A 12,360-nucleotide genomic window follows, 5' to 3' on the forward strand; every position below is an offset into this window, starting at 1 on the left:
GCGGCACCGCGCCGGATGCTGCCGGCATCCTGCCGCCCGCCCTCGGCCTGGCTGCCGCGGCGCTGGGGCTGGGCGGCCTACGGGCCCTCGAGCGCGTCCTGGCCGAAAAGCTCGGGCAGGACTACATCCACGAGATCCGCAAGGGACTGGTGGCCTCCGCCCTGGCCACCGACCGCGGACCGTCGCCGGGGGTGACCATCGCGCGCAGTACCAACGACCTCTCCAGCGTCCGGAACTGGATCGCGCTGGGCATCGCGCCGCTGGCGGTCGGCATCCCGCTGATCACGGGAACCACGGTGGCACTGTGGTTCCTGTCCCCGGTGCTGGCGTTCGCCGTCGTCGTTCCCCTGGTACTGCTGACCGCCGGGCTGGCGTTGCTGTCCCGGCCGGCGTTCCGGCGCGCCGGCGCCTTGCGCCGACACCGGGGGCGGCTGGCCGCCCGGCTCGCCGACACGGTGATTGCCGCCGGCACCATCCGTGCCGCCGGCGGCGAGGACCGGGAGGTCAGGCAGATCGACAAGGCCGGGCGGAAGGTGGTGGACGCGGCCGTGCACCGCGCCGCTGCCGCCGGTTACATCCGCGGGGCGGCGGCCGCAGCCGCCTCGCTCGCCGGCGCCGCCGTGGCCGCGGTCGGAACCTGGCAGGCGGTGCCCACGGCCAGCATCGCCGCCGGGCTGACCATCGTGGGGATGATCTCCGCGCCCGTCACGGACCTGGGTCGGGTGGTGGAATACCGGCAGAACTTCCGGGCCGCGCGGCGCATTCTCGGTCCGGCCCTCGCGGTGGCCGCCGCGGCGCGGGATGCTCGACCACGGCGCCCGGCAGCCCGGTCCGGAACCAGTGAGGGGGCCGCGACTGGGACGGCAGCGTCCGGCGCAGCGGCGGAGGCAACCGTCCCGGCGGTTTCCCGCGACGGCGGGGCCGTGCTGGTGGAGGGCCTGGCCGCCTGCCGGAACTGCCCGGTGCCGCCCTTGTCGGCCGGCGCTGGCGCGCGGATCCGAATCCGTACCGCCGATCCGGCGGCCGGGACCAAGGCACTGGAGACACTGGTCGGGATCCGCAGCGACCCGCACGCGGTGGCCATGGTGGGCGGCCGGCACCTGCTGGAAAGCGGCAGCCGCACCCGCCGAAAACTGGTGGGCTACGCCGCCGCGGGCATGTACGTGGAGCGCGGCTCGATCGCCCGCAGCGTGCGGTACCGCCGGCCCGACCTCCCGCCGGACGACGGATCGGCGGCCCTGGAACGCGTCGGCCTCGCCGGCCGCATCAGGCAATTGGAGCGGGGCGAGGAGACCCAGCTCAAGCGCGGCGGCGAACCGTTGACCACCTCCGAGCTGGCCCGGCTGATGCTGGCGAGGGCCTCGCTGGGCGATCCGCCGCTGCTGGTCCTGAACCGGCTCGACGCCGATCTGGACCGGCAGGGAATCGACATGCTGGCGGAGTTCATCCGGGACTACCCGGGGGTGGTGGTGTTCGCCTCCGACCATCCGGACGCGCTCGGCGTGGGGTACAGGGACTGGAACATAGACTGCGCCCACGCGGGCCTGGACCTGGTCTGGCGCCGGCATGCCGGAGGCAGGTGACTGCCCGGGGAGGAAACGCATGGCGGGTCGGCGCGACCCGGCGCTTGGTGGGAAGGGCCGGGCCGGCGTGAGCGGGCGGCGCGTACTCGGCTGGCGCCGCACTCCGGCCGGAGGGCGTGAGCGGAAGCACCAAGCAGCATCCCGCGGTGCACGGGCGGGCGAGGATATCTTTAGTCCGTGGTCAAAGTTGTGGGAATCATTCAGCCGGTGGAAACCAAGGAGTTGTCGGCCGAGGGTGACACGTATGCCGAAGCCAAGGCCGCGATCGAAGCGCAGGTGCCCGAAGGCTGGCGGCTGCTGCAAATCAAGACGCAGTAGGCGCTGAGGCACTCAAAACGCAGTAGGCACTGAGGTGCTGCCGGTGCCGGCTACTCGCCGAACAGCCCGCGGATGTCGGTGGCAGTGAGTTTGGAGGAGAACATCGCATCATCTTCGAGCACCGAGGCGATCAGTTTGGCCTTGCGTTCCTTCAGGGCCATGACCTTCTCTTCGATCGTCCCGCGGGCCACCATCCGGTAGACCATGACGTTCTTGGTCTGGCCGATGCGGTGCGTGCGGTCCACTGCCTGTGCCTCGGTGGCCGGGTTCCACCAGGGGTCCAGCAGGAAACAGTAGTCGGCCTCGGTGAGGTTCAGGCCGAAGCCGCCGGCCTTGAGGCTGATCAGGAACACCGGCGCGTTGCCGTTCTTGAACGTGTCGATGACGTCGGCGCGGCGGCGGGTGGAGCCGTCCAGATAGCAGTACTCGATGCCGGACGCGTCCAACTGCTGGGCGGTCTTCTTCAGGTAGCTGGTGAACTGGCTGAAGATCAGCGCCCGATGCCCCTCGCCGAGGACGTCTTCGAGTTGCTCGAACAGGACGCCCAGCTTGCTGGAGGGGACCGACGAGTATTTCGGGTCCACCAGCGAGGGATCCAGGCTCAGGAGCCGCAACAGGGTCAGCGACTGGAAAATCGTGAACCGGTTCTTGTCCATGTCCTCGACCAGCCGCAGCACCTTCTGCCGCTCGCGCTGCAGGTGCGTGTCGTAGATCCGCCGGTGCTTGGGCGTCAGCTCCACCTCCAGGATCTGCTCCTGCTTCTCGGGCAGGTCGTCGGCCACGGCCTCCTTGCTGCGGCGCATCATCAGCGGTTTGATCCGGTGGCGCAGTTTCTGCAGCAGCTCCTTGTCCTGGCTGCGTTCGATCGGCCGCTGGTACTGGTCCACAAACCGGACCGCGGACGGGAAGAGGCCGGGCGCGACAATGGAGAAGATGGACCAGAGCTCCATGAGGTTGTTCTCCATGGGCGTGCCGGTGATCGCCATCTTGAAGGGCGCGTGCAGATCGCGGGCGCACTGATGGACCTTGGTGGCGCGGTTCTTGACGAACTGGGCTTCATCCAGGATCAGCCCGGCCCAGTCCATCTCCTTGTAGGTGTCGAAATCCAGCCGGAACAGCGTGTAGGACGTGACGATGACGTCGGTGTCCGCCGCGATCTCGGACAGCGGCCGGCCGCGGCCCTGGGTGTCGGTGATGCTCTCGACCCGGAGGTCGGGGGCGAAGCGCCGGCTCTCGTTGACCCAGTTGGACACCACCGAGGTGGGTGCCACGACCAGGAACGGCCGGGCAGTGGCCGGGTCGCCCTGCTGTTTGGCATGCAGCAGCAGGGCCAGGGTCTGCAGCGTCTTGCCCAGTCCCATGTCGTCCGCCAGCACGCCGCCCAACCGGTGCCGCCAGAGGAAGGCGAGCCAGTTGAAGCCTTCGGCCTGGTAGGGGCGGAGGTCGGCGTGCAGGCCGGCCGGCAGCGGGGTCTGCTCAACTGTTTCCAGTTCCAGCAGCCCCTGCACCGATTCGCGCCAGGTACGCGCCTGCACCGTTTCGGTGGCGACTTCCTCAAGGTCCTCCCAGAGGGACGCCTGGTAGCGGCTGATCTGCAGCTGTTCGCCCGATTCCCGGTCCTGCATGTGGCGGGCTTCGTCCACGAGCTGGCGGAGCCGGTCGAAGACCGGCTGCTCCAGCGACAGGTAGGACTTGTCCACCAGCAACAGCCGCGTCTGGCCGCGGGCCAGGGCCTTGAAGATGTTCCCGAACGGGACGGCGCGGCCGGCCACGCGGACCATGACGCCCAGGTCGAACCAGTCGCTCTCGTCGGTCTCCACCGTGCTGATGGTCAGCTCGGGTGCCTCGGTGAGTTCCTGGTAGTCGGGCTTGTCGCCGACAATATCCACGCGCACGCCGTCGAGCTGTTCGAGCGCCGGAAGCGCGTAGCGGGTGAAATCCACGGTGGCCATGTCCCGGAGGGTGCGCGCCGCCGTCGTGCCCACGCCCGGCACCGCCTCGGCCGCCTCCAGCAGGTCCTGCTCGGCCGACAGATCGCGGTAGTGGCTGCCGTCGGGCTGCTCGTCGACCGGCAGGCGCAGCGGCTTGTCCCCGTGGCGGTACTCGAGGTGCCAGCCGAGCTGCAGCACGTTGCCTTTTCGGTAGGAGGCGGTCAGCACGAGCTCCGGGGGGACGATCTCCGGGAAGCTCACCGAACCGTCGCTGCTGACGACGGCGATGCGCTGGCTGAGCACGGGGTAGTAGCGCTCCATGAACTGCTCGACGTCGGCGGCCGGCACCTTCAGGGGGGTGCCGGAGAGCAGCAGGTTCGCTTCCTGGTCGGTCACCGGATGCCCGGTCGGGGCCAGCGTGATGACGGTCTGTCCGTCGACGGCGTAGTGGTAGACGCCGTGCGTGCCGACGATGCCCGCCGTCTCGGTGGGCAGTTCGCGCCCGTCAATCCGCAGCGACGGCGTGAGGACCAGGTCGCCGGTCGCCGGCCCGGTCTCCCCGCCTGTTTCCGGGGTGGGGGCTTCCGCCGCGGCTTCGGCCGCGCGGGCTTCCGTCGCGGCTTCCGGGGTGGCGGCGTCAGCGGAAGCGTCGGCCGGTTCGTCGCGGTGGGCGTCCAGACCGATCACGGCCTGTTCCAGGACCTCGACGACGGTGTCGGCCTTGGCGCCGATCAGGGCGATGCCCAGCCGCTTGGCCTCGGCGAAGAGTTCCCACAAGAGCGGGCTGCTGAACTCGTCGAGGAAGAGCCAGTCGTTGTCTTCGCCGAAGTAGGTGAGGCCGGTGGCCCGGTGCAGCGGCGCGAACTGGCTGAACCAGCGGTGCTGTTCGGGGTCCAGCGGCAGGCCGTAGGTCTTGTAGCTGATGGTGTTCCAGCGCAGCTTGCTGCGGATCCATCGCCCGGTCTCGTTCTGCAGCACCGGACGGACCCCGACGCGCAGCCGGTTCCCGGCCTTGCGCGTCCAGTTCGGGCCCGGCGCGGAGGCCTGCGGCAGGGAGAGGCCCGAGGGCCGGTACTGGCGGTCCTGCCGGCGCCCGGGTTCCAGGAGGTCGAACTGCAGTCCGAGCGGAGACGTACTTTTCGCCTTGGCCTTCGACGGCTTGCCGGTATCCTGCCGGGCGGGGTCCGGCGTTCCGCCGATCAGCCCCTCCAACGAGTCCTGCCAGCCAGCCGGTGCCGGTTCCGGCTCGCGCGCGAAGGCCTGGCTGGAGATGACGTGCTGGCTGTTGCTGGCCAAGAGCACCGCGGCCACGTGCTTGCAGTCGTCGCCCACCGGGCAACTGCAGGAGGACGATGCCGGGCGCCACTGCCCGCTCTTGCCGGTTTCCAGGTAGATCCGGCAGCGGTACGGCAGGGCGGCGGTGCCAATGACCTTGGCGGTCAGCAGCCGGACGGAGGGATCCCAGACGGGCTCTGCAACGGAGCCGTCGGAGGCGTAGATCTTGCCGCGCGCAAAGGCGGCGCCGCCCACCAACCGGATGATTTCGCTGACGTCAACCAGCGGAAAAGTGAGAGCGGCCATGGCTTCCATCATCTCACGCTGGAACCGGCGTCCGGCACCTGCCGCTGGCGCTGTGGACGGGCGAGGACGACGGCGGAGGGGACGCTCCGCCGTCGTCCTGCGCCGCGGAAGTTACAGGGTGGTGAGGACCTTCGGCTTCTTGTCCTTGGTGTCCAGGATCAGCGCCAGCGCGATCCCGAGCAGCCAGACGTCCTTGGCCACGGGGGTGCCCTCGGAGCTGGGGCGGACGCCGCCTTCGGTGGTCATGTGGGGGGTGTTGAAGTACATGGCCAGCAGCGAACCGGAGAATGCGGCCAGCCCCAGGCCGGCCAGCCGGCTGGGCACGAACGGCAGCAGCAGGGCCGCGCCGAGGGCGGTCTCGCCGTACGCGAGCAGCTTGCCGAACTTCTCGGGCTCCATTTCCTTTAACTGGGGGATCGCGCGGCTGCCCATTTCCTGCATCGCCGCGGCACTGTCTCGGTCCAGGTTCCGCTTGCCCAGACCGGAGTTGAGGATGAACGCGCCGGTGGAAAGGCGCAGGGGAATATGGCTCAGTTTCATCGGGACTGTCCTTCTCCGGTAGGTGGCTGTCATGTTCGAGCCTACGGTCCCGCTACAGTGTCCGCTAGGGCCCCGACGCAGGGTCCGCCAAGGCGGGAGCGGGCTCTCGGAGGGAAGCTTGCCGGGCACGGTTCTCGCGGCCTGCACCGGCTTCCGCGCCGTTCTCCCTGGCCGGCGCTGCCTACTTCTTGGCGGCCCGGACCACGCGGGCCAGGGCCCGCCCGGTGATCCAGACCAGGGGGATCAGCACGGTGAACAACGCAACCGTGTTCGGCCGGAACGTGGCGGGTCCGGTGCCGTTGCCGATGTAGGCGCCGAGCGGAACAGCCATCCCGCCGCCGCCTCCGCCGGCAGCTCCCCCGGAGTCGCCGCCGCCGAATCCGTACTGGACCATGGCCACGGGCACCACGGTGTCGCCGCCCACCTGCAGCGGTTCTCCGTAGGTCCGGGCGACACCCAGGGACTTGAACTGCTCGGCCAGCCGCTCCGGCACGGACTGCCCGGCCGAAGCGCGCTGCTCCTGTCCGGTCGGCACGCGCTGCTCCTGTCGCAGGGAGGAGCCGCTGTCGGGCGGGACGGAACCGGTTTCTGTTGGCATGGCCACATCCTAGTCGAGGCAGGGAGGGGGTCCACCGGTCCGGGCCGGGCTGAAGCTTTCACCCGGTGAGAAAGCCGAGCACGCCGCGGGCTTCGAGGTTAAGGGCGCGGCGCTTGACCCGGATGGCCAGCCGGTAATAGTCCACCAGCTGCTCGCAGAGCACCGGCCAGGTGCGGCCCTGCACCGAGTCGAAGGCGGCCCTGCCCAGCGCGCGGCGCTTGGTGTCGTCGCCCACCAAATCCTGGACGTACCCGCGCAGTTGGTCAAGCCTCCCGGGCTCGTAGATCCAGCCGGTCCGCGAGGGATCGACCAGGTCCACCGGGCCGCCGCGGCCCACAGCGACGACGGGCACGCCGCTGGCCATGGCCTCCTGGATGGTTTGGCAGAACGTTTCGGATTCGCCGGGGTGGACAAAGAGGTCGAAGGAAGCCACATGCCGGGCCAGGTCTTCGCCGCCCTGGAAACCGGCGAAGTGGGCGCCGGGCAGCCTCTCCTGCAGCTCCTCCTTCAGCGGACCCGAGCCGACCACCACCAGCCGCGTGCCGGGTAGGTCGGCCAGCACGGCCAGGTCCTCCACCTGCTTTTCCGCCGCCAGGCGGCCCACATAGCCGATGATCCGTTCGCCGCGCGGCGCCACGGACGCCCGCCAGCCGGCGTCGTGCTTATCCGGATGGAAACGGCTGGTGTCCACGCCGCGGCGCCACAGGTGGACGCGGATGCCGCGGCCGCGCAACTGCTCCATGGCGAACGACGACGGCGCCAGGGTCAGGGTGGAGGCCTTGTGAATGTTCTCCACCCGCTGCCACAGCAGCTCCTGCAGCCAGGGCGCGCCGTAGCGGGCCGCGTAGGCGGGCACCTCGGTCTGGTAGACGGAGACCGTGGGCAAGCCGAGCTGCTTTGCGGCCTGCACCGCACGCCAGCCCAGGATGAAGGGCGACGCCACGTGGACCACGTCCGGACCGAAGTCCGCCAGCACCCGGCGGAGGCGAGCCACGGTTCCGGCCGCCACCCGCACGTTGGGATAACCGCGCAGCGGAATGGACGGCAGGCGGTGGACCGGGTAGCCCTCCACCGTGGCCGGGGCGGTGTCCTCCAGCCAGGACGACGCCGGTGCGATCACCAGGACGTCGTCGCCGCGGCGGCGCAGGTGGGCGATGACCTGCAACAGCGACTGGGTGACCCCGTTCATGTGCGGAAGGAACGATTCGGCAACGATAGCTATCCTCACACCGCCCAGCCTGCCCGCGGCCGGCGGCCGGCAGGCAAGCACGTGTGATCGTGTCGGTGAACGGCTGCCTAACTCCACTCTGGGAGGGTGGTCGGGTGACCATGGGACTCCTGGCGCTGATCACCGGCGCAATCTTCTTCGGTTCGGTGGCCCAGCGCATCGCGGGCATCGGGTTCGCGCTGCTGGTCGCGCCGATCCTGGCGATCCTGCTCGGGCCGCACGAGGGCATCATGATGATCAACATCTGCGCCGTCGTCTCCTGCGGGCTGATCGTGCCCCGGGTCTGGCAGGAGATTGACTGGAACCTGCTGCTGTGGTTGTCCGTCCCGGCCGCCGCCGGCACGGTTTTGGGTTCCTGGTTAGCGGTGCAGGTCACGCCTGCTGTGCTCTCCGCCGTGGTGGGCGGGGTGGTGATGGCGGGGCTGGCCGTGGCGGTGGTGTTGGGCCGTGCCGAAGTCACCGTTTCCGGGCAGCTGCCCAAGGTGCTCGCGGGTTTCGGCTCCGGGCTGACCAACGCGCTCGCCGGCGTGGGTGGCCCCACCGTCAGCGCGTACGCCATTCTGTCCCACTGGCCGCCGCGCCGGTTCGCTGCGACGCTGCAGCCATTCTTCCTGCAGCTGTGCATCATCACCGTGGGCGCGAAGCTGGCGGTGGACCCGGGCAGCGTGCCGCAGTTGGACTGGTGGATGTGGGCGGTGATTGTGCTTTCGATCATCATGGGCATCGTTGCCGGCGAACGGCTCGGACGGCGGCTGCGGGACGAGCACGCCAGGACCGCAGTAGTCGTGCTTGCCTTTCTGGGAGCTGCGGGTGCATTGGCCAAGGGGCTGGCGGACTTGATGGCCTGAATCCGGGCCTTTTCCGGTATTCCGGGGAGCAGGAATAGGGGGCTGGCTTTATTTCCCAAAGCGGGTATGGTCTTTAGCAAGACATCCCGCTTGAGAAAGAGGAGCACGAATGTCAGGTAAAACGCCGTCACGCGAGAGTGCCAAGAAACAAGGCAGAAGCATCAAAGAAAAGCGTGCCGAAAAGCGCGAAAAGGCGGTCCTGGAGAACGAAACCGTTCCCAAGCGGCGCAAGCGCTAACACACCGGTAACCTACACCGTCCCTCAAATCGACAGCCCTTGCGGTGCTGCGGTCTAGAGGCGTACGGAATGCCGATGCCGAAAGAATCGTTGAAACACGGTTCTTGCAGACTGGCGGAGCCACGGAAAGAGTCCGCGGAATTTGGTTTCCTGCGTTGAATTTTCGTTGAGCAAATATCCGCCTGCGGGGCGGCCGGATTGATGTCAATGTCATCCGGCCGCCCATTCCATTGTTGAGCCCGACTCTCGAAGCAGTATGAGTTTCCCGGACAAAGCGGGCCGTTCCGAGTTGCGGTGGGGGAGAGCGGCGCGCCGGTGGGAGCGTGGCTGCGAGGTCAGAGGCGTTGAGGCCCATCAGCGGCGCACTTGATAGCGCACGTGAAGCACCCGGTTGCCCTGAATCACTACGTCGGGATCCTCCAGCAGGTGCTGTGCGTGGACCGACCCGAAGTAGCGCTTGCCGGACCCGAATACGACGGGTACGACGTCCATGCGCACCTCGTCGACCAGGCCCGCGGCAAGCATCTGGCCACCGACGTCACCGGCGGCGACCTCGACGACGCGGTTTCCTGCAAGCTCTTGCGCCTTGACCATGGCTGCCTCGACACCGTCGACGAAGTGAAACGGCGCCTCGGGGTCCCAGCCCTCGGGCTCCGGCCGGTGCGTCACGACGACCACGTGGTCGACCCCGCTCGGAGGCTTCCCGTCCCAGCCGTCCGTCAGGTCGAAGACGTGGCGGCCGACCAGCGTCACCCCGATCTGGTCCCAGTACGGCCGGGTGTAGTCGTAGGACGTCTGCGACACCTTTAACTCGCCACTCTCGTCCAACGGGACGTCACCGTTGGACAACCAGTCGAACAGCGGTCCGGGCTGGTCATCCTCGTCCGCGACGAAGCCATCCACCGACACCGAGCTGTACATGACCACCTTGCCCACGGGCTCTCCTCTGCTTCGGGGTGCCCCACACTAGCGTCTCGTGAGCTGGTGCTCCAGCAACAAGCGCGGGAAACTGCAGCGACTCGAACCCGCTGCCAAAGCCCAGCCCGGCACCCGCTGCGTCGGCAGGGTCCGCTCGAGCGCGCGGTGTGCCAATTGCCACGGCACCGAGTCGCTGAACGGACAGGGGCAGCCGGGCTGGCACGATAGAAGCAATGAAACTCACGTCGCGACCGGAAGGCCAGGCCGGACTGCCGATGCCCCTGTGGCTGCAGGGTGTCTTCGAGTTCTTTCAGTGCGCCCTGCTCTCGGCCATCCTGGTGCTGCTGCCGCTGGTAGGTGTGTGGTTCGCGGACGGCTTCGACGACCGCAGCTTCGATTCGCTGGCGCGGCTCGGAGGCCAGGCATGGCTGCTGATCCACGGCGTCCCGCTGGAACTGGCCATCCAGACCGGCTCCAGTTCGGCGGAAACCCTGCGCGGCACGTTATCTCTGGTGCCGCTGGGACTCATGCTCGTTCCGTTCTTCCTCTCCTGGCGCGCCGGACGGCGCCTGGCGAGGGCCTCGTACACCGACCAACTGTGGCAGGCGCTGGGCGGCGCGCTGGGAACGTACGCGGCGGCGGGAGCCGCAACCGCCTACATGGTGCGCACCGACGAAGTGGATATTTCCACTGTGGCCGGCGCGCTCATCCCGCTGCTGCCCGCCGGTGCCGGGCTGATCGTCGGCGCGTACCGGGAGGCCGGATCGTGGGGGCGCTTGATCGGCGTGGATGCCGCAGCCTGGGTCGCCCGCACCAGCCAGCACTCACGCTGGGCTGGATCTTACGTTTGGGCGGCGGTCCGCGCGGGGCTGCTGGCGGTGACGGCCGCGGTGTCACTTTCGGCCTTGCTGCTCGCCGTGGATCTCGGCCTGCACTGGGCCGAAATCGTGGAGATTTACGAACAGCTCGGCGCGGGCATTATCGGCGGCGCAGTGCTCACGGTGGCGCAGCTTGGGCTGGTCCCGAACCTCGTGGTGTGGACGCTGGCATGGTCCTCGGGGGCCGGCTTTGCTATCGGCTCGGGCAGTTCAATCGGTCCGCTGGCCACCACGGTGGGCCCGATGCCCGCGTTCCCGGTGCTGGGGGCGCTGCCGACGGGGGAGCTGTCCTATGGCCTCGCGGCCCTGGCCTTGCCCGTGCTTGCGGGGGTGCTGGCCGGATGGTGGTTCCTGCGCGAGGGCGAGAACCATTTCGACGAGTGGCTCTCCATCAAGATCCAAGCCCGCTGGTTCACCGCACCCGGCTCCACCGTGATCCTGGGCCTGTTCGTCGGTGCTGTCGCCGGGGCCGCGACCGCCGGGTTGGTGTGGCTGTCCAACGGTTCGCTGGGGATCGGACGGTTGACGGAGATCGGACCCGATCCGATCTCGACCGCCCTCTGGGTGGCGGGCGAAGTCGCCGTCGGCACGATGCTGGGCTATGCGGTGGCCCCTTGGCTGGAGCGCGAGCCGGCCAAGTCCCGCAGCCGGAAGTAACCTACGGCCTCAGCAGATCGTTCAGGTTCAGCAGCTCGTCTTCATAGGCGGCCAGGCATTCTTCGCGGGCTGACTGCGTAACGGCCATCTGGTTGCAGGCCTCGAACTCGGCCGTCAGCGGCCAGAAAAGCACCTGCGCCAGCGTGGTCAGCAGGAAAAAGCCGCCAGCACCGACACCCAGTACATAGGTAAGCCGGAGCGAGCCCGGCAGGCCGGCGCGCACCGCTTTGACGAGTCCGATCACGGCCACCACGATGCTGGCTACGGCAAGCGCGGGAGCCACGGCCTTCCAGGGGAGCGGGAGCGCGGTCGCCAGGAACGTGGAAGCCAGTAGCAGCAGCAGCACACGGATAAAGAGCCCCGCCGACTTGGTCTGTTCCTCGGTCGGCGCCGGGCGCGTGTTCTGCAACATGGGTTTAAGCCTAGGCGAGAGGGACGCATAAAGTTGCTTCCATGCGCATTGTGGTCCTCGTTTCCGGCTCCGGCACCAATCTTCAAGCCGTCATCGACGCTATCGGCGACGGCCGCCTGAACGCCGAGATCGTTGCCGTGGGCAGCGACGTGCCCGGTTGCCGCGGCCTGGAACGTGCCGCCGCTGCCGGGATTGAGACGTATACCGTTGCTCCCGAGGACTTCGCCGCCCGGCCGGAATGGAACCGGGCGTTGGAACAAGCCACCGCCGCCTTCCAACCCGACGTGGTCCTGCTGGCAGGGTTCATGCGCATCCTTGACGCCGTATTTGTCGCCCGCTTCGAGGGCCGGCTGCTCAATACCCATCCGGCGCTCTTGCCCTCGTTCCCCGGCGCCCACGGGGTGCGTGATGCCCTTGCGCACGGGGTCAAGATCACCGGCGTGACTGTACATCTGGTCGATTCCGGGGTCGATACGGGACCCATTCTCGCCCAGGCCGCGGTGCCGGTGCTCGACGACGACACCGAAGAATCCCTCCACGAACGGATCAAGGTGGAGGAACGCCAGCTTCTGGTGAAAACCCTCGCCAACTTCGCCTAGCCTCGGCTCAACAACGACGTCGGTGCCTCAT

12 protein-coding genes are annotated in these 12,360 nt (G+C 68.5%); 6 read left to right on the forward strand and 6 right to left on the reverse strand.

The genetic code is table 11. The features are described 5' to 3' along the window. Both AC5RUH_RS04245 and AC5RUH_RS04250 read left to right on the forward strand, forming a co-directional pair. On the forward strand, positions 1–1,583 hold a 1,583-nt coding region (locus AC5RUH_RS04245; protein ID WP_494127981.1), incomplete at its 5' end, for an ABC transporter transmembrane domain-containing protein. 177 nt (positions 1,584–1,760) lie between these two features. Then, positions 1,761–1,901 (forward strand): hypothetical protein, encoded by a 141-nt coding sequence (locus tag AC5RUH_RS04250; protein ID WP_494001544.1) that lies wholly within the window; start codon positions 1,761–1,763, stop codon positions 1,899–1,901. A 50-nt stretch (positions 1,902–1,951) separates the two neighbouring features. On the opposite strand, the gene AC5RUH_RS04255 is transcribed toward AC5RUH_RS04250, so the two are convergent. From AC5RUH_RS04255 to AC5RUH_RS04270, 4 genes are all read right to left on the reverse strand, one after another. Continuing rightward, a complete protein-coding gene (locus AC5RUH_RS04255) occupies positions 1,952–5,413 on the reverse strand; it encodes a DEAD/DEAH box helicase (protein WP_494127982.1) in 3,462 nt (1,153 codons plus the stop codon). Between the two features lie 111 nt (positions 5,414–5,524). Then, positions 5,525–5,953 (reverse strand): hypothetical protein, encoded by a 429-nt coding sequence (locus AC5RUH_RS04260; protein WP_494014448.1) that lies wholly within the window; start codon positions 5,951–5,953, stop codon positions 5,525–5,527. A gap of 181 nt (positions 5,954–6,134) precedes the next feature. Next, entirely contained in the window at positions 6,135–6,551 is a 417-nt protein-coding gene (locus tag AC5RUH_RS04265) for a hypothetical protein (RefSeq protein WP_494014447.1), read from the reverse strand. Between the two features lie 58 nt (positions 6,552–6,609). Then, positions 6,610–7,779: a glycosyltransferase family 4 protein gene (locus tag AC5RUH_RS04270; protein WP_494101347.1), complete on the reverse strand. Its 1,170-nt coding sequence runs from the start codon at positions 7,777–7,779 to the stop codon at positions 6,610–6,612. 101 nt (positions 7,780–7,880) lie between these two features. Between AC5RUH_RS04270 and AC5RUH_RS04275 the strand changes: the two genes are divergently transcribed. Further along, complete coding sequence (locus tag AC5RUH_RS04275; protein ID WP_494001874.1) at positions 7,881–8,627, forward strand: sulfite exporter TauE/SafE family protein; 747 nt, start codon at positions 7,881–7,883, stop codon at positions 8,625–8,627. Positions 8,628–8,736: 109 nt separating this feature from the next. After that, positions 8,737–8,865, forward strand: coding sequence for a hypothetical protein (locus tag AC5RUH_RS04280; RefSeq protein ID WP_493978854.1), 129 nt, complete (start codon positions 8,737–8,739; stop codon positions 8,863–8,865). Positions 8,866–9,219: 354 nt separating this feature from the next. On the opposite strand, the gene AC5RUH_RS04285 is transcribed toward AC5RUH_RS04280, so the two are convergent. Continuing rightward, on the reverse strand, positions 9,220–9,801 hold the full coding sequence (locus AC5RUH_RS04285) for a dihydrofolate reductase family protein (RefSeq protein WP_494073543.1): 582 nt from the start codon (positions 9,799–9,801) through the stop codon (positions 9,220–9,222). Between the two features lie 215 nt (positions 9,802–10,016). Here AC5RUH_RS04285 and AC5RUH_RS04290 point away from each other — a divergent pair, with 215 nt between their 5' ends. Next, a complete protein-coding gene (locus AC5RUH_RS04290) occupies positions 10,017–11,318 on the forward strand; it encodes a cell division protein PerM (RefSeq protein WP_494127983.1) in 1,302 nt (433 codons plus the stop codon). A 1-nt stretch (position 11,319) separates the two neighbouring features. Here the strand turns inward: AC5RUH_RS04290 and AC5RUH_RS04295 are convergent, their stop codons facing one another. Beyond that, the gene (locus AC5RUH_RS04295) at positions 11,320–11,730 is read right to left on the reverse strand and encodes a hypothetical protein (protein ID WP_494001537.1); all 411 of its coding nucleotides are present in this window, start codon (positions 11,728–11,730) and stop codon (positions 11,320–11,322) included. Positions 11,731–11,771: 41 nt separating this feature from the next. On the opposite strand from AC5RUH_RS04295, the gene purN reads away from it, so the two are divergent. Beyond that, complete coding sequence (gene purN / locus AC5RUH_RS04300) at positions 11,772–12,329, forward strand: phosphoribosylglycinamide formyltransferase (RefSeq protein WP_494050183.1); 558 nt, start codon at positions 11,772–11,774, stop codon at positions 12,327–12,329. The last annotated feature ends 31 nt before the right edge of the window (positions 12,330–12,360 follow it).

It is taken from the genome of Arthrobacter sp. Y3223166 (assembly GCF_059090935.1).

Bases quoted from the DNA above. Each gene is read 5' to 3' on its own strand.
- AC5RUH_RS04280 (WP_493978854.1), top strand. From the start codon at position 8,737: ATGTCAGGTAAAACGCCGTCACGCGAGAGTGCCAAGAAACAAGGCAGA.
- AC5RUH_RS04255 (WP_494127982.1), bottom strand. From the start codon at position 5,413: ATGGCCGCTCTCACTTTTCCGCTGGTTGACGTCAGCGAAATCATCCGG.
- purN (WP_494050183.1), top strand. From the start codon at position 11,772: ATGCGCATTGTGGTCCTCGTTTCCGGCTCCGGCACCAATCTTCAAGCC.
- AC5RUH_RS04295 (WP_494001537.1), bottom strand. From the start codon at position 11,730: ATGTTGCAGAACACGCGCCCGGCGCCGACCGAGGAACAGACCAAGTCG.
- AC5RUH_RS04260 (WP_494014448.1), bottom strand. From the start codon at position 5,953: ATGAAACTGAGCCATATTCCCCTGCGCCTTTCCACCGGCGCGTTCATC.
- AC5RUH_RS04275 (WP_494001874.1), top strand. From the start codon at position 7,881: ATGGGACTCCTGGCGCTGATCACCGGCGCAATCTTCTTCGGTTCGGTG.
- AC5RUH_RS04290 (WP_494127983.1), top strand. From the start codon at position 10,017: ATGAAACTCACGTCGCGACCGGAAGGCCAGGCCGGACTGCCGATGCCC.
- AC5RUH_RS04265 (WP_494014447.1), bottom strand. From the start codon at position 6,551: ATGCCAACAGAAACCGGTTCCGTCCCGCCCGACAGCGGCTCCTCCCTG.